This window comes from Paenibacillus sp. F024 (assembly GCF_057814255.1).
This window is the reverse complement of the sequence record NZ_JBVASZ010000032.1, coordinates 20,096-41,276: the sequence shown is the minus strand read 5'-3', so window position 1 is coordinate 41,276 and position 21,181 is coordinate 20,096. Positions and strand designations below refer to the sequence as shown.

The following is a 21,181-nucleotide window of genomic DNA, read 5'->3' as shown; positions in this document are numbered from 1 at the left end:
CAGGTTGCCTACGTGTTACTCACCCGTCCGCCGCTAACTTATCCCGAAGGATAAGTCCGCTCGACTTGCATGTATTAGGCACGCCGCCAGCGTTCGTCCTGAGCCAGGATCAAACTCTCCATTAAAGAAAAGCTGATATAGCTCAAAATTTAAAACTGGCGAGAATCATACGATTCTCTATTTAAAGCACTCACTCGTTGTTCAGTTTTCAAAGGGCAATTCATTCTTTAGTATGTCACCCAACCGCTTGTCCCATGCGGTCAGAAGACTAATTTACCACATCGCCTGTCCGATTGCAACTGTTTTGTTTTTCCTTGTTCAGCACAGTATGCAGCGAACAGCGAGATTCAATCTATCACATTTACTATCTACTTGGCAAGCACTTTTTTTGTCCTTGTCCAATCCAGGGGACGAACCCGCTGACTCAGAAACTCTCAAAGCGCTGCAATTAGACAGCGAAATGTAATTTACCACAAAACAGCTCCACATTGCAACTGTTTTTTTCAACAAGCCATCATCGACGGCCGGAATAATAATGTATCATAAACGCCCATCCTCAAGCAAGCCGATAAATTTTCCCATCCGGAGCCTTGAGCTTTTTCTTTTCACACTTAAAACAGGTACAATAGAACCGAGGTGATTTACTTTCATGGAGCCATTATTGAAGGTGGAAAAGCTGACCGGCGGATACAGCAGGCAAAAGCCTGTACTGCACGGTTTGACGTTCTCGGTGCGTCCCGGGGAAATGGTCGGTCTGATCGGACTTAACGGAGCCGGCAAAAGTACAACGATTAAACATATTCTAGGCTTGATGCAGCCGCACTCCGGTGAAATCCGGTTGAATGGAATCCGCTTGGAAACTGACCCTACAGCTTATCGGCGCACGTACGCCTACGTACCGGAAAGCCCCCTGTTATATGAAGAGATGACCGTAAAAGAACATCTCGAAATGGCGGCGATGGCTTACGGAATAGATAAAGAAGCTTTCGAACATCGTACCGCCGCGCTTCTCGAAGAATTTCAAATGAAGTCTCACCAAAACCGGATTTCAGCACATTTATCCAAAGGAATGAAGCAAAAGGTGATGATCATGAGCGCCTTCCTTGTCCAGCCGGAGCTTTATATCATTGACGAGCCTTTTCTCGGCTTGGATCCCCTTGGCATCCGTTCACTCCTGGAATTAATGGTCAAGGTGAAAGAAAACGGCGCAGCCATTCTGATCAGCTCCCATATCCTATCCACAATTGAAAGCTACGGCGATCGCTTCCTCCTGCTTCATCAAGGGCATATGGCAGCGGCCGGGGATATGAACGCGCTTCGCCAACAAGCGGAAATGCCGAACGCCTCGCTTGACGATATCTTCTGCAGCCTGGTGACCCGGGAAGTGAAGGTCGAATGAACAAAACAGAGCTGCATGGACCGTCCATGGATACAAAACGTCTCTGGAACAAGCGAACGGCCGATTTTTTAGTCGAGATTCACCCCTATATCGGTTATGCGCTGCAAAGCGCAGCACTTATGGTTGTCCTGGTCATGCTGGCGGGATCCTATTTCTACACCCGGCTCTTGTCGGAAGCTCCTTCTGGCTTCCCTTTCCGTGAGCTTGCGGCTCTTGTGCTGCTCCCTTTCCTGGCCCTGTCTCCGATTCGAACCTACCTTAAGGAAGCGGACATCATTTTCATGATTCCGATGGAGGCAGCCATGTCCACTTATATGCAGAAGGCTGCAGCCCGGGCGTTTTGGATACAGACTCTGGCCCTTCTAGCCGCCTGGACGGCTGTATGGCCGATGTATGCCCTGTCGGCTGGGGGAGACGGAACCAGCTTTGTCGTTATTCTACTCGTACTTGCGGCACTAAAAAAAGTGATGCTCTTAAGCCGTTGGCAGGAGCTCAAACGAACAGAACGCATCCAAACGCTGTCTTGGTCGGCTCTGCGATGGCTCATCGCCGGAGGCATGACATACCTGATTCTCAAATTGCCTCTTTGGAACGGGACTTTGATCGTCTCGGCGTCGCTGCTTCTGATATTCGGCATATTGCGTTGGGTTGACACATCATCAGGTATCCATTGGCCGCGGTTGATTGATACAGAGAAAAAACATCGTGCGTTCATCTTCCGTTTGCTCAACCAATTCATTGATGTGTCCGAAGTGCAAAGCCGCCCGCGCCCTAAACCTGCTCCGATGAAGGTGCTTCGCCTGCTGGGAGGATTCCGGTTTGCTTCTCAAGACACCTACCGTTACATGTATACCCTCGTTTGGCTGCGTTCCGAGTTGTTCGGAATCACGACGCGGCTGACGCTCTTGGGAGCGGTGCTCATCTCTTTTGCCCGGGATACGTGGATGAGCGGTTTTCTGTTTATTTTGTTTGCGGGACTTTTATCTCTTCAGCTGAAGGAACTGCTAAAAATGTACCGCCATTCCGATTGGTCCTTCATCTACCCCCTGCCGGCGGACTTGCGTGCCCGATCGGCCCGAAGCGTCCGATTCCGGATTCAAACCGCTTGTATGGCAATTCTTGCTTTTCCTGCTCTTTGGGCGATGCCTGTTCCGTTATATGGGCTAGGACTATTTTTGGTTGGATGGAGTATACCTTATCTGTACGGCGCAATGAAGCGAAAGCACTAAAAAAGCCGGAGTTTAGTTACTTTTGTCGGAATCTGACATAAAGTATAATTACAAAAAGGGATACCGATCAAAACCATACAGCAGAAAGGAATTCACGCTGCATGAGAACTACCCCGTTAATAACGAGAGCTCCGAGGGTACGCGGCAGACGAAAAAAGAGGTGGCTGTGGACGATTGCCGGAATGCTTCTTTTTGTAATCCTCGCGTGTGCGGGCATAGCCACCTATGTCGGCTGGCAGCTGACCCATCCGAAGCCGGCTGCGCTGGACGACTCGCCGGACCGATTGGGCATGTCCTACGAGAACGTACAGTTTAAGAGCCGGGAAGATGAACTGAATCTTAAAGGTTGGTTTTTGCCCGGCAAAACGATAGAAGGCGACCCTTCCGAAAAACCCGGAGTCATCATGGCCCACGGGTACAGCACGAATCGGCTGCAAAAAAGCGCTGAAGCGCTGGATTTGGCCAAGCGGCTCACGGACCGCGGATACAGCGTGCTCATGTTCGATTTCCGGAATTCGGGAGAGTCCGAAGGCAGCAAGACCACCATAGGATATGATGAAAAATATGATCTGCTTGGAGCAATCGATTGGATGAAAGCCCATCATCCTGGGAAAATCGCTTTGCTGGGATATTCGATGGGTGCCAGCACATCCCTGATAGCGGCGGCCGAGGAGCCTAACGTATCCGGCATCATTGCCGATAGTCCTTTTAACCATCTGGGATTTTATCTGAAGGATAATCTTTCCGTATGGTCTAACCTGCCGCAACACCCCTTCACTCCGCTCATTTTAGGCATTTTGCCTAAGCTCATCGGCGTAGACCCCGATCAAGTGGACGGATTCGCAGCCGTAGACCGAATTTACCCTAGACCGATACTTTTCATTCACAGTACCAAGGATGCTTCCATTCCTATCTCAAACAGCGAATCGCTTTGGGAAAAACACAAGGACCGGTTTGACATGTGGGCTACATCCGCCAGAGGCCATGCCAAAAACTATCCCCCTTTGAAAGAAGAATATCTAGAACGGGTTACGGCCTTTTTAGAAAAGCTTTAACGATCGCCTACCGGCAAAGAAGCAGCTGCTCAGTCACGAGACAGCTGCTTCTTTGCCGATGCTGCCGGTTTCCCTTCACAGCAAGACTTAGCTCTGGTTAATAGTCGAGAAATCGCTCCCTGACCTTCGAATCGGGAAGCATACAGGTGTCGCTTCGGCCAAAGAATCGGTACCGGTGTCGTGCGACCCAACCGTACACTATATCCCGTATAGGCCTAGGTACGACAATAAAGGCGTATAAAAGCGGCCAGCCGCCGCCAAGTCCTCGGAGCACCCGAAGACCTGCGGTTGACCGCGTATACACCTTTCCCCGTTCCAAAAGAATGAACGTGCTCAATGCATCGGGATCCATTCCCTGATGAAGGAGCAGCTTCCTGCCGATTTCCGATTGTATAGCCACAAACCGGAATAGGGCATTCCGGTCTCTAGGAAGAATAAACTGTACGACCCGCTGGCAAAACCCGCATACACCGTCATAAAATACCAATGGGTGCCCGGCAGCCGCTACCAAAAGTTCCTCTGCCGATTGTTCCCTCATGTGATCTCCCATGTGGACACTCGTCCACTCCTTCCTATGCTGCCTTTACAGCCTGGCCGTAAAATCAAGTATGGCTTGCGCCAGCTCTTGAGGCGATTCCATCATGCTCATATGCCCTGCGCCATCCAATGTTTTGGTAATGATTCGCTCCCCGCTCACCGAAAATGTCTTTTCCGGCGCAATAATTTGGTCTCCCGCTCCGGCAATCAGCAGCACAGGCACCTTCGCACCGGATAATACGGCATTCCGGTCCTTTCTTGTACGCATGCCCTCCAGCGTACGAACCGCACCTTCCGGGCTTGTGCCAAGACCGACTTGTTTCGCTTTGCCGATCGCTTCCGGCATGGTCTCAAAATGAGAAGGCGCGAACAATTTGGGAATCAAGCCTTCCAAGAAAGCGGGCAGCCCCTGCTCCCTGATCGTCTCCATCGCCTTTAACCGTCCTTCCTTCCCTTTGTCGTCATCGGGAAGTGCCGTAGAATGCACAAGCCCGAAGCCGAGCAGCTTGTCCGGATGTTTTTCCGCCAGCGTCAACGTGACATAACCGCCCAGTGAATGCCCTAATACAACAGCTTGCCCGCAGCCCATTTTAACCAACAGTCCGGCAATGTCTTCCGCCATCAGCTCCATCGTATAGGTTCCTTCCGGCGCTGCGGAATCTCCATGTCCCCGCAGATCGGGAATGATTAACCTGCAGCTTCCCTCCAGCAGAGGAATGACCTCTTCCCAATAAGCGGAGCTTCCGCAAAAGCCATGGATCAGCACCACCGGTGTACCTTCTCCACATTCAATATAACCGAGCTTGGTTCCATTTACGTTCTCATAACGTTTATCCATCCCGTGCCACTCCCCTAACTTATGTATTATGCAGCAATAATAAGTTTAGTATGTGCTCGTTTCTTAAACCTATTATACCATTTTACCCGCCCGTTTCCTCTATGAATCCAATGCCTGCAGCCACTGATGGCGACAGGAAAAAGCCGATCGTCCACCAATAAATTCATTAGTGATCGATCGGCTCGTACATCGGCCTTCATCCTTTTAGTTTACCGTTCGGCCGCCATCGGCTCCGCATTCAACCCGCTTGGCTCGGCTACCGGCTTATACTTGGAGGAAACGTACGTCTGTGCTTTAGGCTCCGTAATGACCTGTGCGTTCATGCTGTCCGGCTCCGGATCGGTAACGGAGTAGGTAATGACCGCTCGTCCGTCCTGTTCGAAGCGGATTCTCTCAATCGTAATGCCGTAGCCTGCAGTCGGCTTTTGGCCTCTGGAGAGAATGACCTTGTTGACATCGTCGTTGACCTTCTCCACCGATACGGTGACTTGCTCCTGCTGTACCGGCTGCTCTGCGTGCGATTCGACAAAGCTCATCACATGATGTACCCAAACAGCCGCTTCCCCGCGACTCATCTCACGCTTGGGATAAAACTTGCGGTCCTCGCCCACCTTAGCGATTTGGTGCAGAACAATCCGCTGCAGGCTGTTGCTGAGCTTAGGATCGATTTCATTCTCATCCTCAAAGACCACAAACATCTTGATCACAGGGAAGGTCCCTTTCGTATCGATGGCATGGATGATAAGGTCCGCAAATTGTTCACGGGTAATCGTCCCGTTCGGATCTACATCCTTGGGAATCGGCAGACCGTTCAAATGAGCATTCACAAACGACTCGGCGTACCAGGCATCATTCGGGATATTCGTATAGTAATCCGTAGCTTGCGGAGCTTTAATGAACGTCATGGCGCTGATGTTGATATCCAGTCCTTTGACCAGCATGTGAACGGCTTGAGCATAGCTGACTTTACCCGATGGAACAAAATGCTTGCCGTCCATACCGCTAACGACTCCCCGCTCCTTTAATGCCATAATTTGAACTTTATTATCCTGATTCAGATCATCGAACGCAAAAGCTGAGCCAGCCGTTAAGCTGCCCAACAGCGCCGCAGCCGACAAAAGGGAAACTAATTTTTTGACCGACATTGGAAAATCCCACCTTTGTATTTAATCGCTCCGGAGTTACTTTCTAAACGTATCCATTGACCAAAAGGTTGCACCGTATGATAGCTGGCTTCATTTTAACGACAATTGTATCCAATTTCCTTCTTTTTCCGACATCAACCTTTAAAACTTCGAGCTTGACGGCTAGAACCCGAACCAACGTCTTACCACAGCTTTTTTTAACTGCGTCAATGTTTGTATTTTGCTTTAATTTCTTTTACGGGCATCGTGAATCTTAACCCATCGAGCCTGCAGAATACCGCTGAACGGAGCGATCGCTATGGAACTTCATCCTATACAAACCCCCCCAAGCCGGAAAGAGGAAGGACAGATGTACCCTAGCCGGAATTCAATACAACCGGAAAAACGCTCCCGAAGCCGGCGTTTCACCGATCGGCTGCGTCTTATGATCCCTGCGCTGCTTTTACTGACCATTGTAGCGGTCATCATCGTAAATACCCATAAACCGCTCCCTGAAGGGATATCATATGAGGGGCACCCGCATCAGGTTGAGGGCATAGAGTTTCTGTCCGATCTCACCTATCAAAAGGATGGGGCCCTTGTTACCGAGCACATGATTTATGACCGTATCCTGAAGGCCATCGACGAGGCGGAGTCCTTTATTGTCATCGATATGTTCCTGTTTAACGGGTATATCGATCCGGGCCAGTCTTTTCCCTCACTGAGCGCCACGCTGACAGACAAGCTGATTGCCAAAAAGCAGGAGCGTCCCGAGCTGGAGGTGGTATTCATCACCGATGAGATCAACACCACCTACGGCTCGCACCCATCGCCCGAGCTGCAAAGAATGGAGGAAGCCGGTATTGCCACAGTAATCACGGACACGGATCGTTTGCGGGACTCCACTCCCATTTATTCCGGCATTTGGCGGATCTTCTTCCGTTGGTTCGGCGAAGGCGAAGCAGAAACGGGGTGGCTGACCAATCCTCTGGCCGAAACGGCGCCGGACATTACCGTCCGCTCCTATCTGAAGCTGTTTAATGTAAAAGCAAATCACCGCAAAGTGATCGTTACCGATCAAACGGCTATTATTTCTTCAGCCAACATTCATGATGCGAGCGCCCTTCACTCCAATGTCGCCTTCGCGGTAAATGGCGGCATCATCAACGATGTGCTGAGCAGCGAACAGGCGGTTTCCAGCCTATCCGGCGGGCCTGAGCTGCCGTCCAATCCTGACCGCGAAAACGGTAGAAGCGGCGACTTAACCGTACGTCTTCTCACCGAAGGCAAAGTATACAAATACGTCCTCGGGTCTTTAGCCCAAGCAGGGACCGGCGATACCGTGTGGATGGGCATGTTTTATCTCGCAGACCCCAAAGTTGTAGAAGGACTGCTCGATGCTTCTTCCCGCGGAGCGGATGTGCGGCTCATCTTAGACCCTAATGAGAATGCGTTCGGAAGCGAGAAAATCGGCATTCCGAACCGTCCCGTAGCGGCACAGCTGCTGGAACAATCGGAAGGCCGCATTCAAATCCGCTGGTATAACACCGCTGAAGAACAGTACCACCCTAAGATGACCGTGATTGCCGGACCTTCCAGAACCGTCATCCACAGCGGATCCGCCAATTTAACGAATCGAAATTTGGATGATTTAAATCTGGAATCAAACCTGATGATCGAAGCGCCCGCCGAAAGCGAGCTATCCATTGAAGTACTCGATTACTTTGATCGTTTGTGGACCAACAAGGATGCCGAATTCACATTGGATTTCGAGGCCTTCAAGGAAAAGACGACTCCAATCAAAAAATGGATTTACCGCTTACAAGAAACGCTTGGATTCACAACCTATTAAGTGACCAATAGAAAAAAGAGGAAGGCCTATGGATAAGCACCAAGCCTTCCTCTTTTTTTGCATCGCATTATCCTAACGATTCAACATGTCCTTGATTACCTCGGATGATCTCCAAGGCATCGTCAACATCGGACTCTTCTACGATCGCGCTTAGCACATATTGCAGTTCCCGATCATCGACTCCATCATTGGTACGGCTGCGGGGAGACTCCCGAATCGGCCTTATTCCCACGTAGGCGCCCAGCGGTGCTTCACTTCGAGCCCCTGTACCTCCTGGCCCGTCATAGCTTCCGGTTCCTCCTTCTACGGGAACATCGGACGTGCCCGCCGCAGAAGGGAAGGATAGCGGCGGCGAGCCCGGTTGAAAGGGAACTTCCAGCGCTCCGACCTCGATGTGCTTCACTCTGAGCGTTTCCAGCTTGATTCTGACATTCTCGGCATCGTTTTCCGTATGAAAATAAGCTTGTAAGGGTTTACTCATCACTTATCTCTCCTTTGTTAGAAAATGATGACTTATGTCTTATTACCCCTGACGGCCCCGAATTACACAATTTTCCTCCGGCCCTTCTTGTGATAAGCTTTTCTTCAGAAGCCTATGAAACAGGAAAGGACTAAAACCCCTTCATGAAAAAAAGGTATCTGCTTTTTATCGCTCTGTATCTGCTGCTGTTTGCGGCCTCGGTGTACGGAAGCTGGTCCCGCGGGCCGGAAACGCTGATGACGGATGTAAGCCGGATTCTATCACGCGAGGTGACGAAAATCGTTCCGGCGGATGACCTCAACAGCTTGCAGGATACGGTTTTAGAGGCAGCAAGGAAAGGACTGCCCATTTCCATTGCCGGTGCCGGTCACAGCCAAGGAGGCCATACATTCTATGAAGACGCGGTCGTACTGGACATGAAGCCGTTCAACCGGATTCTGCATCTGGATGAGAAACGGCGCATTCTTCGCGTACAAAGCGGCGCAACCTGGGCCGACGTTCAGAACTATTTGAATCCTCTTCACCTGTCGATCCGGGTCATGCAGTCCTCCAATATCTTTACGGTCGGCGGGTCGCTCAGCTCGAATGTGCACGGACGAGATCTGCACCACGGTCCGGTGATTGAAACGGTGGAGAGCTTTCGGCTGCTGATGGCCGACGGTTCTCTGCTTAACGTAAGCAGAGATGAGAATAAAGAGCTGTTTGGCCTTGCCATCGGCGGTTTCGGGCTGTTCGGCGTCATTGTCGATGTGGACCTGCGGATCATGGATAACCCCGTCTACCGGATCGATACGTTCATCACCGATTACCGCTCCTTCCCGGACCGGTTCCGCAATGATATCCTGTCCAAGCCGGAAACGGAGCTGGCCATTGCACGATTGTCCGTAGCTTCAGACAGCTTGCTGGACGAAATGTATGTAACCACCTATTCAAGGACCGATGAAAAAGCAACGCCTTCTCTAAACGAGCTGCAGGAGGAACGTTCCGTAGAGCGCAATAAATTTTTGTTCGGCCTATCGCGCAAATGGGATTGGGGCAAAGACTTCATCTGGTCTGTCCAAAAAAAAATGTTTGCCGATGCCCCTAAGGGAGAGCTGATCACGCGCAACAACGCCATGCGGCCTGATATCGAGTTTTTGGAGCATCGCTCCCCGACGGACACGGATATCCTGCAGGAATATTTCGTACCTGCTGACCGTTTCTCTGCATTTGTCGACGAACTAAGAACGATCGTCCGGCAGGAGAAGGTCAATCTGCTGAACGCTACGGTTCGATATATCCGCAGCAATGATGAAGCGCGTCTGTCTTATGCAAGGCATGACGGTTATGCCGTGGTGATCTTGATCAACCAGAAGCTCTCTAATCAAGGGAAAGCGCACACCGAAAGGGTCACACAGCAGCTTGTGGATGCGGTTATACGAAACAACGGCACCTACTATTTAACCTACCAGCTGTATCCGACACCGGAGCAAATGAGGCAGGTTTACCCTAACGGGGACAGCTTCTTCGATGCCAAGCGGCAATATGATCCGGATGGCCTTTTCCAAAATTTACTTTACGAAAGGTATGCCAATCATGGAAAATAAACCATTGCTCAAAAATCGCGAGCTGGCCATCCGCAGCCTGATGCTTTCTCAAAGCGCAGCGCTGTTCGGAAGCGGACTGGTCTTTCCGTTTTACCTCATTTTCATCAAGGAGATCGGCGCCGGATTTACCGAATACGGGCTGGCTTACGGCTTATTTGCCATCAGCTCGTCCTTGCTCCAGCCCAGGCTCGGAGCGTGGTCCGATCGATACGGCAGGAAATCGCTGCTGCTCTGGAGCGCTTGGGGCATGGCGGCACTGTTCTTGTTTTTCCCTGTAGTGACCGGGATTTGGCAGGTTTACGTACTGCAGGTGCTGATGGGACTGTTCGGGGCAATGCAAAAAACCGGCGAGAAGGCACTGCTCGCCGATATCACGGAGGGGCCGCTCAGAGGGCGGCAAATCGGCTCCTACCACGGCTGGGTAGGCTTGTTCTCCGGTCTTGCCGTTATAGCCGGGGGCATGCTGATCGACTTCTTCACGCTGGATATCATCTTTTATATCGGCTCTTTGTGGATGTTCGTCAGCGGACTGCTGCTGCTGAGAATGGAGGAGCAATGATAGATGCGCGCGACAAAGCTCCGGAAGATCGTTCTTCCGGAGCTTTTGCAGGATCGGCAGCCGGCGGCCGCTGAAAGAAACTTCATGGACCGGATTTATCGGTTAAGACTAGTTGCGCCAAGGGGCTATTTTGCGTTCAACCACCTTCAGCAGCTGGGTCAGCAGTACGGAGAAGACCATCAAAACACCGACATAGCCCAAATATTCGGCCGTGCGGAACAGCTCGGATGCATGCCGGATGGCATACCCAATCCCTTTGTTGGCCGCCAGCATTTCGGCGACGACGACTGCAATCAGCGCGCGCCCGATGGCCAGCCGGATTCCTGTAATAATATAAGAGAGCGTGGAAGGAAAAATGACTTCCTTGAACATTTGTAACTCATTGGCTCCGTAAGAACGTGCCGCTTTGATCAACGACGGATCCGTTGTTTTGACCCCCGCCATCGTATTGATCAAGATAGGAAAAACGGCCATCGTAAACACCATCATAATTTTGGATAAAATATCCAACCCGAACCACAATACGAAAAGCGGCGTTAAGGCCACCACGGGTGTGGTATAAAGCGCGGTAATAATCGGATCAAAGGAATACTCGAGTTTTTTCCAATAGCCCAGAGCCAGCCCCAATGGTATCCCGATCATAGCCATGGCCAATCCGATCCCCGCTTCCAGACCGCTTATCGCCAAATGTCGGAATACACTTCCATTCATAACAAATCCCCAGGTCTGTACCAGGATTTTACTGGGCCAGCTGAACATAAAAGGATCGATCATCCCTACCTGTCCACAGACTTCCCATACCAATAAAATACTTGCGATCGTCACCAGAGGATAGGTCCAGGCAGGGGAGAATTTTGATTTTTTTGGGGAAACCGGACCGACGGCAGCCGACTTCAGCGTCTCCAATTTGGCCATTTACACTTCCCCCTTATGATATTGTCTGGTAACTTCCCCTTTGAGGTGATTCCAGATTTGAGATTTATATTCCTGATATTTGGGAAGCAGCTTGGTTTCCAATGTTCTGGGATAAGGGATGTCGATTTTTAAATCCTCCACAATTCGGCCGGGACGTACGGTCATTAGGAAGATCCGGCTGGACAAAAACACGGCTTCATCGATGGAATGCGTAATGAAAATCACCGTCTTTTTTTCTTTAAACATAATTTTCAATACTTCTTCCTGCATGATCTCGCGTGTCTGTTCATCTATCGCGGAGAAAGGCTCATCCATTAATAATATTTTGGGGTTTACGGCAAAGGCGCGGGCAATACCTACCCGCTGCTTCATTCCGCCCGAGAGCTGATGAGGGTACTTGCCTTCAAATCCCTCAAGTCCGACCATCCGGATATAATGCATCACATGATCGCGGATATCCTTTTCCGATTTGCCCTGCAGTCTTAACCCGAAAGCCACATTTTGAAAAACAGTATGCCAAGGCATCAAGGCAAAGTCTTGGAATACCATGGCCTTCTCTCCACCCGGACCTTCAACGCGGTGTCCGTTAATATGAATAGTGCCGGTTACCGGACGAATTAATCCGTCCAATGTATGCAGTAGTGTGCTTTTCCCGCATCCGCTGGGACCGATAATCGAAATAAACTCGCCTTCATAAATTTCTCCCGAGGCATCCTGAAGCGCGTGAACCTGATTAGGCTCACCCTGGTTATATATAACATTCAGATTCTCAAAATTCATTAACGGCGCTGCTGCTGTCATCCTAGTTCTCCTTTGCTAAAGGTTTTTATTGATTTTCAAAGCGGAGCAGGCGCAAGGCTTTCCGCCCTTTATTCCGCATAGTACTTGTCATCCACAACTTTCTCCACCGGCAGATCATTTTGGATTCCGCCGATTTCTTTGACGGCATCGATCGCCCACTTCATGCCTTCAATATTCAATTTCCCTTTTTCCGGGATGGCATCCAAAGCAAAATCAAAAGACTTTGTCGTGACTTCCAGATCCGTACCAAGCGACTCTACTCCGATTTTGATCGCTTCCTCGCGGTTGGCAGGATCTTTAATGAATTTTATACCTTCCGCCGTAGCAGCCATGAAGGCGCGAACCACTTCAGGCTGATCTTTAATTACCTTTCCATTAGCCGCAATGACGTCTTGATTATAATTTTGCAGTTCTTCGCTCATCACGGCTAACCGTTTCATTCCTGCCTTCTCGCCGTTAACGTCGTTGGGCGGCTGAAGCAGCGTCCCCTGCACCTGCCCGTTTCTTAATGCGGTTAACCTGGCAGGCGTTGCGCCCGCAGAAACGATACGGACATCTTTATCAGGCTCAAGACCATGCTTTTTCAGCCACCAACGCGTAATAATATCCACACCGTTGCCCGGCTGTAAAACCGCGACCGCCTTCCCCTTCAAATCCTCAGGCTTGCTAATATCCGGAGCAACAAACATCGAGAATAAGGTTTTATTGCTTAACGTGCCCACAACCCTTACGTTAGCCCCTTCAGATACGGCGGTAATAATGGATTCCGGCAGGCTTGCAATAAATTGAAAGTCTCCTGATTGAAGGCCCCTTAAGGCTACAACTCCGCCATCCACCGATTTAATATTCACTTTTAAATTATGGTTTTCAAAATATCCTTTTTTTGCAGCTACGTGCCAGGGTAAGAAATCGATCGTATTGGATACCGTAGCGATATTGACTTCTACGACCTGGTCCGGCTTGCTTTTTGGGTTTGGCCCGCTTGCATTCTGGTCGTTGACCGGTCCCGGATTTGAACCACAGGCGGTGAGCGCAATCGTAAGCGCTACCAATATAATAAGTGGAATGGTGAAACATTTTCTTCTCAAACGGATCGCCCCCTGTCATGTAATACCATGGCCATGAAATGACTTATTCATTGTAATATTGTTCATCCACAACATCCTCCAGCTTAATATCCTTGGTCAATGTCCCCGCCTCTCTTGCCGTATCGATGGCCCATTTGATTCCGTCCACATTCAGCCTTCCTTTATTTCCATAAGAAGGAAGAGCAAACTCCAGCGATTTCATTACATCTTCTTCCTTTGTATTCAAGACCTTTGCGCCGATTTGAACCGCTTCGGAGCGATTGGCCGGATCTTTGATAAAATCAATGGCATCTGCGGTTGCCGCCATGAACGCCCGGGCGATTTCCGGTGTTTCGGCCAGCATTTTTCCGTTGGCTGCAATCGTATCATGGTTGTAGCTCTTCAGTTCATCACGGATTAATCCGATTTTCTTGAACCCGGCTGCTTCCGCTTGCAAATCGGTAGGAGGGCTTAGCAGAGTCACTTGAGCCTGACCCGCTTTCATTGCCTGTACCCGGGCGGGATTACCGCCGGCCGAAAGGATCCGTACGTCTTGATCCGGCACCAGCCCATGCTGTTTCAGCCACCAGCGCAAAATGACATCGGTGCCGTTACCCGGCTGCACTACCGCTCCGGCCTTCCCCTTTAAATCTTTAATGTCCTGGATATCCGGGGTAACGAATATCGAATACATCGATTGTGATGTCAACGCACCGATCAATTTGACATTCGCCCCTTCCGAAACACCGGTAATCGCGGGCTCCGGCAAGCCCCCCAGAAAAGTAAAATCACCGGTCTGAAGACCTCTTAAGCCGACAACGCCGCCCTCAACCCTTTGCAGCTCAACTTCAAGATTATATTTGCTGAACATCCCCTTTTGAACCGCGGCATACCATGGCAAAAAATTAATATTTTGCGTTGGGATGCCTACTTTGATCTTGGTCAGCTGATCCGGCATTTTCTTAACTGAAGCTTGCGGGCTTGCCGATTGCCCTTCACTGGATGACCCCGCCGGCTGTCCTCCGCTTGGCGGACTAGCCGTCCGCCCCCCGCTCCCGCAGCCAGCCAAAGTGAGCAATACGCCAAGTGATAGGTATATGAAGCAAAAGAGCTTTAGTCTGAGACTGTTTCTCATAAAGACCCTCCATTCCTATTCACGTTTGAAAGCGCCAACAAATTAGCCGACACTAGTGATTCAACAAACTGCAATAGTATCTCCATCGGCTGGCCATAGGTCCTAAAGCATCCTTAATCTGGCGCTCCGCCTCCTCTTGGCTCATGCCACGGGGGGTTCCCGCCATCGAGGCTTGCCAGGTTAATTTGGCCTGTTGCTCCAGCCATATGGCAAAAACCACCGCTTGCTCAATACTGTCACCGACTGTGCAAATCCCGTGATTGCGCAGATGAACGGCCCAATGATCCCCCAATGCCCGGGCTACGTCTTCACCCTGCCCGCGTGTCACGATTTTTAAAGAGGATGCAAAGACAGGGATCTCTCTTGCGGCTATGGCAGCCATGACGCCCTGCATGGGCAGGATTCGCATCCCTAAATCACCAAGTATAGTGGATATCGGCTGATGGGTATGGACTACGGACATCACCTCCGTACGCGCTCTGAATATTTCCGTATGAAGCACGACTTCATCAGGGGGGTTCAAGCCCTCGCCCTCAACCTTTCTTCCTTCCAAATCCACCATCACCACTTTATCCGCTGTCATATCCAGCAGGTTCCCCAGATCCAGACCCCTTGCTTTAATCAGTATAAGGTCTGTCCCGGGTATGCGGGCGCTCACATGTCCAAGATAATCAGACAGCTCCAATTTCGCTAAAATTTTACAGCCCAGCGCGATTTTTTCTTTTAAATCCTGTACAATCGTTAGATCAAGCCCTTCCAATTCCTTCATCCCATACACTCCTTCTATCATTTTCAAGTCAATGGATGCGATTACCTTAAGGGATTACGGCGCCCTCCTTTTTAACCTTTGAATCGGAATCATAGGAGATTAAAGCACGCTAGTATTGACAGGGGAGTGTAAGCGCTTTATATTCGGGTGGGGGCATGCACCCGTTCAACATCGGGGCTAGCCTAAACGTTTATTTCCAAGTATGTCACTAATGATATTTCATAAGTTCCTCACATTCAAATTGATAATTTCGATACCAAGGTATTAAGGAAATCTATAAGTGCCCTATGCCCACATGATGATTTTCTATTGTAATCCGGAAGGATGCCCCGGTTTCATTTGATGCAGCCGGATCGTTATCACCAGCATCAGTCCGCCTATGACTGCGCAGATAAGCGCCATTAAATGAAGCTCGTTGGATGCGATTTCTTTACCGAAAACATTGCCGAGCAAACTGGACGAAAGAATCGTTCCCATATAGCGGGATGTCATCAATAAACCCGAAGCGACGCCCGTTTCCTCCGTGGAGATGAAGGAATATAAAGCGGTCTGCAGGCTGAGATTATTGATCCCTGTACTCATGCCAAGGAAGGAAAGAGCGACAAAGAACCAGACCAATCCGGGGCCGTCTTGTACGGTCATGAGCAGAAGCGTTCCCGTAATGACGGCCAGTGTGCCGAACAACAAGGGATATCGGGAGCCTTTTATATCCAGCCATCTTGCGGCAACAGGTGTAATCAGCACGGCGAAGCCCGAAAGGAACAGCATCGACAGCCCGGTTTGTTGAGTATCAAAATGCCGGGCCGTCTGCAAATACAAAGGAATTCCAAAGGTGATGGAATAAAATACGATGTTAACTAAAATATTTTGAATATAAATCAGCGTCACATGCTTGTTGTTTTTAAGAAAATGAACATCAATAAAAGGCTGAAGCTGACGAAGCTCAAACCTGTAAAAGAAATATCCCAGTCCTATACCTGCGCCCAGCAGCCACCATTCCCCTCCTTTGCTTAAGGAGAGTAAAAAGAGAAGCCAGACCAAAACCAGCAAAGAAAACAGTATAATTCCCCTTACATCCATTTTCATTTTCAATGACTTCCCTGTATCTGCAGGCATGACTTTTACGGCCAGGATCAACGAAACAAGAATGACAGGAAAATTAATGATAAAAATCGCCTGCCAATCCCCATAATGAATTAAAAATCCGCCTATGGATGGTCCAAAAGCGGCAGAAGTAGAAGAAAATACCGATAAAACCCCGAGCGCACGCGCCTGATTCTCCGTAACCACGCTGCGCACAATGCTCATTCCGGATGGAAACACCGCAGACGTCCCGATGGCTTGAACGATACGGAAGGCCAATAGCCAATGAAAGCTTGGAGATAACGGAGCCAGCATGGAAGACACCGTAACCAGCAGCAGGCCCATGATAAACATCCGCTTTCTTCCGAACATATCGCTGAGCTTACCCAGTACCGGCTGTCCGATGGCGCTTGCCAGGTAATAGGTCGAAATCAACCAGGAGATCTCCGTAAAGGACAACCCAAAATCCTCCTGCAGTCTGGAAAAAGCCACGGAGATCATCGTCGTATTCAAAGGATTCAAGATAAAGCCCAGTGCTATGGCTATGATTAAAAGCTTGCGTTTTTTATCGCCTGGTTCCATTTCAGGCCTCCATTATTTCCTTTATCGAATGATAAAAATCCGTTTGTTATCCGATGCGTATGCTGAATTTATTATGAACTTTTGTGTGCCACAGCGCAAACTTTGATGGTAAAATAATGAAATGAATCAAAAGATTTCAAAGGAGGAACTGATCATGGGATTTGTTTCGGAGTGGGTACAATATGGAGATCAAAAGGAATATGTAGGATATGCCGCTGAACCTTCACGGCCGGCATCCGGTCTGCCTGCGGTCATGGTACTGCAGGAGATTTTCGGGGTGGACGGGCATATTCAGGATGTGGCCCATCGGTTCGCCAGAGCCGGCTATGCCGCTTTCGCGCCGGATCTGTTCTCTCGTCACGGTAAGCGTCCAAGCCATCTGACTGCAGAACGGATTGAAGCCGCCAAAGGGTTCATGGATCAGCTTCCTTCTCCCGGTTGGCGGGACATCCAGGTGAGGAGTCAGGCACTTTCCGCCTACCCTCAGGAGCAGCAGAATGCTTTGCTAGAGACGATCGAGGGAATGTTCGCCGCTACCGCGCCCGCACAGCATCTGGAGCAGATGCTCTCCACCAGCCGGTTCATACAGGAACAGTATGCTCCAACGAAAGGATCCAAGCTAGCGGCATTAGGCTTTTGCATGGGGGGTGCTTTATCCGGCTATTGCGCGGTTCACGTTCCCCGCCTAGCCTGTGCCGTGGTCTACTACGGCAATCCGCCGGCAGCGGACAGCGCTGCATCGGTACAATGTCCGGTGATCGGTTTCTACGGACAGCTGGATACGGGAATTACGGAGAAGATTCCTGCTTTTGCCGAAGCGATGGAGAAGCACGGAAAATCCTTTGAATATCACGTTTACGATGAGACTCCGCATGCCTTCTTTAACGACACGCGCAAATCGTACCGCATCCAGGCGGCAAGAGATTCCTTTTCGCGCAGTCTGGATTTTCTCAACAAACATTTGTGATTCGACATCAAGCTCCCTAATTCCACATGAAGGAACAGACCGGTTGCTAACACCGCGTTGCGCCTTTATGCTTTTGGTTATACGATTTGCTGTTCAAGGATCGCGATTTGCAAAAAGGTGGGATTCCGTTATGAAAATCATTGAACATCCGTTTCGGCCGGGAACCGTCAGCTTTTACAATGAACGGACCGGCAAACGCAGCTATTGGTTTAGCGCCCACAACTTGTTCACCGAAGTAATGGATAATGAGGAAGCGGTTGAGCTCATGCTGAATTGGGGGCAGTCCGAGGTGGAGCAGGCTGTTGTCCGGTCCGTTCTGCTTGAGGAGCATTGGGTGAATGATCCGGCGGATTATGAAGCCGCTGTGATTTCCCCCGTGAAAAAATAATAACCTTCAAGGTGCGCCTCATGCACCTTGAAGGCTGGAAACCTTTTATTCCTCCATCTCCAGCCGTTCCGTTATAATCCGGCTGCACGTTTTGAGCTCACGGATATACTGCTGGACCTGACTGTCGTAAAAATGCGCCGTTGATCCGGCTGCGCTGATCGCGGCAATGACTTCTCCATAGTCGTTCATTACCGGAACCGAAACGGAGCTGACGCCCATTTTCAATTCATCATGGCTTACGGCATAGCCTTTTTTATGAATATCGGCGATACAGCTTCTCAACCGGTCTGGATCGGTCATTGTTTTACCTGTATACGCGGTGAATTTGTTCTGCAAAAGCCTTGATCTTTCGCTTTCGTTTTGATGAGCTAGCAGGATCTTTCCTACAGAGGTGCAATGTAACGGAACTCTGCGGCCGATTTGCGTGATGGTCCCCAAATGATCGTCTGGAAGCAGTTTGCAAATATAAACGACTTCTCCGTTATCATAAACCCCCATGTGGACAACCTTTCGCAAAGATTTCGTCAGTCGCTCAAGGAAAGGCAGGGAGACCTTGCGCAGCTCCATTTCATGATATACAGCGAAGCCCAGCTCCAATGCAGCCAACCCCAAATGGTATTTCTGCGATTTTTTATTTTTCTCGACCAGATGATCTTCACTTAACGTTCGGAGAAGACGGAACACCGTGCTTTTCGCCAATCCCAAGCGCGCACTCAACTCGCTGATTCCCATTTCCGGATTTTCATAGGTGAAAACCCGTAAAATGCGGAGCGCATTATGCACAGAAGATAACGTTTCTTGCTGCTTGGCCATGAAAGGCTTCCTCCTCGCTAGATGGATTTCACATACAGGAACAACCGTATTTACCCCACTTGTCAAGCGTATTACATTAAGAATACATATAACCTACAACACAGGAGGCTTATCTCATGTATGATGTGCATACGCATTTTATTCCGGATGAGGTCATGAACTGGCTCCGGGACAACCGTGCCCGTGTGAACGCCAAATGGGAAAAAAAAGACCCGGCAAAAGCGGAATTTCTAACGGTTAACGGAAAATGGTCGTTTGAATTAAAAGAAGCATTCGTCCAAGAAAGCCTGTATCTTTCGGAACAAAAACGCGCCGGCGTGAATCAGTCGTTAGTCTCACCGATCCCGCAGTTGTTTCTTTATGAATTTACCAGCGATATTACCCAAGAGCTGTCCCAAGTGTATAATAATTCGTTAGCGAATATGTCCAGGCGTCATGCTTCGGTATTGGCCTTGGCTACACTGCCATTAAACGATCCATTGCTTGCCGCAGGCGAGTTGAACCGGTCCATGTCGTCCGGACTCAAAGGCGCTATTATCGGCCCCGGCATTTCCGGCAAAATGCTGACCCATCCTGATTATATCCCTTTATGGGAGGAAGCGGACCGTTTAGGGGCTATTTTGTTTATCCATCCGCTTCTTTGCGAGGATCCGCGTCTGCAGAATCGAATGATGCCCAATCTAATCGGAGTGCCCTGGGAAACAACCGTTTGCTCGACCGATATTTTATTAAGCGGATGGCTTGATACATATCCGAAAGTCAAAGTGCTTCTTGCCCATGGAGGCGGCTTTTTACCCTATCAAATCGGTCGTCTGAACAAGGGCTGCGGGCAATGGAAAGCCGTTTCCTCCTCACTTCAGGCGCCTCCGGTTGAATATTTAAAAAGATTCTGGTTTGATACTGTACTCTGGAATACGGATGCCTTACAATATTTAATAGATTTGGCAGGTAAAGAGCAAGTGGTGCCCGGTTCGGATTTTCCTTTTGATCTATGCGCTTGGCCCCCGCAAATTGAAGGCACCTCAGGTTATCATAGCCTGATGGGCGGCTAATGCATCATCTTCACAACAGAGGTGATCCCTAACCCATGGAATTAAAAAACATCGAGGCCTTCCTGATGGTTGTCGAAAAGGGCAGCTTCTCTACCGCTGCGGAAGCGTTATACGTTACCCAGCCTACAATCAGCGTTCGCATTCAAATGCTCGAGCAGGAATTGCAAAGCCCCTTGTTCAACCGAATCAGCGGACGAAAGGTGATCCTCACCCCTGCGGGTGAAAAGGTGCTGCCATATTTCCGCGAAGCCTACGACAGTATTTCAAACTGCCTGCTAGCCTTGAAGCAAGCTCCATACGAACAAAAAACCATTACGATCGCTTGCCCCAATCACATGGGTGTGGAAATTATGCCCGAGCTGCTGAAAGCGCTTTATGGCGTGTTTCCGCAAATCGATTTTTCAGTTAATATCAGCACGACGAAAGAGATACTCGAAGATATTCGATCAGGTGCTGTAGACATTGGTCTGGCTTATATCCAGTCCGCTTCCGATACCAAAGATCTGGATGCCATTCATATTGTAAACGAGTCGAATATTCTGGTCTGCGCGCCGGAGCATCCGTTAACCCAAACCGGAACCATCACTACCGCGGAGCTGAAGAAAGAACGTATTATTACCTACAGCAAACCGTTTTTGACAACCCAGCTGGTAGAGCAATTTTTGAAAAAAAACGGGTTGAAGGATGTTCAAATGGTGGAAATCAACAATCTGGGCTGGATCAAAATGATGGTCAGAAAAGGACTTGGCGTTGCTTTTTTGCAGAAAATGATTGTCAGCGAAGAATTAAGAAACCAAACGATCGTCGAGCTGCCGATGAATCTTCCGCTTCCGACCGTCCCTATTTATTTGGTGCTCGGAGCCCGGCTTCAGCAAGAAATCCGGGAAACGGTCGTCTGTGCCGCGAAGAAGCTCTTTCAACAATTCTAGCATTAGCTTGTTATAGCATC

The 21,181-nt window shown here is 49.6% G+C and carries 21 protein-coding genes and 1 rRNA gene; 10 read left to right on the top strand and 12 right to left on the bottom strand.

Going from position 1 to position 21,181, the window contains the following annotated elements:
* Positions 1-125 (bottom strand): 16S ribosomal RNA (locus tag ACZYR9_RS22675); the annotation flags it as partial.
* A 524-nt stretch (positions 126-649) separates the two neighbouring features.
* Here ACZYR9_RS22675 and ACZYR9_RS22670 point away from each other — a divergent pair.
* From ACZYR9_RS22670 to ACZYR9_RS22660, 3 genes are all read left to right on the top strand, one after another.
* Positions 650-1,399, top strand: a complete 750-nt coding sequence (locus ACZYR9_RS22670; RefSeq protein WP_488980708.1) for an ABC transporter ATP-binding protein — start codon at positions 650-652, stop codon at positions 1,397-1,399.
* Positions 1,396-2,628: an ABC transporter permease gene (locus ACZYR9_RS22665; protein WP_488980707.1), complete on the top strand. Its 1,233-nt coding sequence runs from the start codon at positions 1,396-1,398 to the stop codon at positions 2,626-2,628. The genes ACZYR9_RS22670 and ACZYR9_RS22665 overlap by 4 nt, the downstream gene beginning before the upstream one ends.
* Positions 2,629-2,729: 101 nt before the next feature.
* The gene (locus ACZYR9_RS22660; RefSeq protein ID WP_488980706.1) at positions 2,730-3,683 is read left to right on the top strand and encodes an alpha/beta hydrolase; all 954 of its coding nucleotides are present in this window, start codon (positions 2,730-2,732) and stop codon (positions 3,681-3,683) included.
* 97 nt (positions 3,684-3,780) lie between these two features.
* Here the strand turns inward: ACZYR9_RS22660 and ACZYR9_RS22655 are convergent, their stop codons facing one another.
* The 3 genes from ACZYR9_RS22655 to ACZYR9_RS22645 form a co-directional block, all read right to left on the bottom strand.
* Positions 3,781-4,221 carry a thiol-disulfide oxidoreductase DCC family protein gene (locus ACZYR9_RS22655; protein ID WP_488980705.1) on the bottom strand — a complete coding sequence of 147 codons (441 nt, stop codon included), beginning with the start codon at positions 4,219-4,221 and terminating at the stop codon, positions 3,781-3,783.
* Between the two features lie 45 nt (positions 4,222-4,266).
* Complete coding sequence (locus tag ACZYR9_RS22650) at positions 4,267-5,058, bottom strand: alpha/beta fold hydrolase (RefSeq protein WP_488980704.1); 792 nt, start codon at positions 5,056-5,058, stop codon at positions 4,267-4,269.
* Between the two features lie 209 nt (positions 5,059-5,267).
* A complete protein-coding gene (locus ACZYR9_RS22645; protein WP_488980703.1) occupies positions 5,268-6,203 on the bottom strand; it encodes a protease complex subunit PrcB family protein in 936 nt (311 codons plus the stop codon).
* Positions 6,204-6,501: 298 nt separating this feature from the next.
* Here ACZYR9_RS22645 and ACZYR9_RS22640 point away from each other — a divergent pair, with 298 nt between their 5' ends.
* Positions 6,502-8,034 carry a phospholipase D family protein gene (locus tag ACZYR9_RS22640; RefSeq protein WP_488980702.1) on the top strand — a complete coding sequence of 511 codons (1,533 nt, stop codon included), beginning with the start codon at positions 6,502-6,504 and terminating at the stop codon, positions 8,032-8,034.
* A gap of 67 nt (positions 8,035-8,101) precedes the next feature.
* On the opposite strand, the gene ACZYR9_RS22635 is transcribed toward ACZYR9_RS22640, so the two are convergent.
* Positions 8,102-8,515, bottom strand: coding sequence for a hypothetical protein (locus tag ACZYR9_RS22635; RefSeq protein ID WP_488980701.1), 414 nt, complete (start codon positions 8,513-8,515; stop codon positions 8,102-8,104).
* A 143-nt stretch (positions 8,516-8,658) separates the two neighbouring features.
* On the opposite strand from ACZYR9_RS22635, the gene ACZYR9_RS22630 reads away from it, so the two are divergent.
* Together ACZYR9_RS22630 and ACZYR9_RS22625 are read left to right on the top strand one after the other, a co-directional pair.
* Entirely contained in the window at positions 8,659-10,101 is a 1,443-nt protein-coding gene (locus tag ACZYR9_RS22630; RefSeq protein WP_488980700.1) for an FAD-binding oxidoreductase, read from the top strand.
* Positions 10,091-10,660, top strand: a complete 570-nt coding sequence (locus tag ACZYR9_RS22625; RefSeq protein ID WP_488980699.1) for an MFS transporter — start codon at positions 10,091-10,093, stop codon at positions 10,658-10,660. The genes ACZYR9_RS22630 and ACZYR9_RS22625 overlap by 11 nt, the downstream gene beginning before the upstream one ends.
* 108 nt (positions 10,661-10,768) lie before the next feature.
* Here the strand turns inward: ACZYR9_RS22625 and ACZYR9_RS22620 are convergent, their stop codons facing one another.
* The 6 genes from ACZYR9_RS22620 to ACZYR9_RS22595 all read right to left on the bottom strand — a co-directional run bounded on the left by ACZYR9_RS22620 (position 10,769) and on the right by ACZYR9_RS22595 (position 17,012).
* Positions 10,769-11,575 (bottom strand): ABC transporter permease, encoded by an 807-nt coding sequence (locus tag ACZYR9_RS22620; protein WP_488980698.1) that lies wholly within the window; start codon positions 11,573-11,575, stop codon positions 10,769-10,771.
* Entirely contained in the window at positions 11,576-12,376 is an 801-nt protein-coding gene (locus ACZYR9_RS22615; protein WP_488980697.1) for an ABC transporter ATP-binding protein, read from the bottom strand. It lies immediately after the preceding gene.
* 68 nt (positions 12,377-12,444) lie between these two features.
* The gene (locus ACZYR9_RS22610) at positions 12,445-13,464 is read right to left on the bottom strand and encodes an ABC transporter substrate-binding protein (RefSeq protein ID WP_488980696.1); all 1,020 of its coding nucleotides are present in this window, start codon (positions 13,462-13,464) and stop codon (positions 12,445-12,447) included.
* Positions 13,465-13,507: 43 nt separating this feature from the next.
* On the bottom strand, positions 13,508-14,578 hold the full coding sequence (locus tag ACZYR9_RS22605; protein WP_488980695.1) for an ABC transporter substrate-binding protein: 1,071 nt from the start codon (positions 14,576-14,578) through the stop codon (positions 13,508-13,510).
* 52 nt (positions 14,579-14,630) lie between these two features.
* On the bottom strand, positions 14,631-15,347 hold the full coding sequence (locus tag ACZYR9_RS22600; protein WP_488980694.1) for a class II aldolase/adducin family protein: 717 nt from the start codon (positions 15,345-15,347) through the stop codon (positions 14,631-14,633).
* A 306-nt stretch (positions 15,348-15,653) separates the two neighbouring features.
* Entirely contained in the window at positions 15,654-17,012 is a 1,359-nt protein-coding gene (locus ACZYR9_RS22595) for an MFS transporter (protein WP_488980693.1), read from the bottom strand.
* A 154-nt stretch (positions 17,013-17,166) separates the two neighbouring features.
* On the opposite strand from ACZYR9_RS22595, the gene ACZYR9_RS22590 reads away from it, so the two are divergent.
* Both ACZYR9_RS22590 and ACZYR9_RS22585 read left to right on the top strand, forming a co-directional pair.
* Positions 17,167-17,979 (top strand): dienelactone hydrolase family protein, encoded by an 813-nt coding sequence (locus ACZYR9_RS22590; RefSeq protein ID WP_488980692.1) that lies wholly within the window; start codon positions 17,167-17,169, stop codon positions 17,977-17,979.
* Between the two features lie 130 nt (positions 17,980-18,109).
* Positions 18,110-18,367, top strand: a complete 258-nt coding sequence (locus ACZYR9_RS22585; RefSeq protein WP_488980691.1) for a hypothetical protein — start codon at positions 18,110-18,112, stop codon at positions 18,365-18,367.
* A 45-nt stretch (positions 18,368-18,412) separates the two neighbouring features.
* On the opposite strand, the gene ACZYR9_RS22580 is transcribed toward ACZYR9_RS22585, so the two are convergent.
* A complete protein-coding gene (locus ACZYR9_RS22580) occupies positions 18,413-19,180 on the bottom strand; it encodes an IclR family transcriptional regulator (RefSeq protein ID WP_488980690.1) in 768 nt (255 codons plus the stop codon).
* A 116-nt stretch (positions 19,181-19,296) separates the two neighbouring features.
* Here ACZYR9_RS22580 and ACZYR9_RS22575 point away from each other — a divergent pair, with 116 nt between their 5' ends.
* Both ACZYR9_RS22575 and ACZYR9_RS22570 read left to right on the top strand, forming a co-directional pair.
* A complete protein-coding gene (locus ACZYR9_RS22575) occupies positions 19,297-20,232 on the top strand; it encodes an amidohydrolase family protein (RefSeq protein WP_488980689.1) in 936 nt (311 codons plus the stop codon).
* A gap of 35 nt (positions 20,233-20,267) precedes the next feature.
* A complete protein-coding gene (locus tag ACZYR9_RS22570; RefSeq protein ID WP_488980688.1) occupies positions 20,268-21,161 on the top strand; it encodes a LysR family transcriptional regulator in 894 nt (297 codons plus the stop codon).
* The last annotated feature ends 20 nt before the right edge of the window (positions 21,162-21,181 follow it).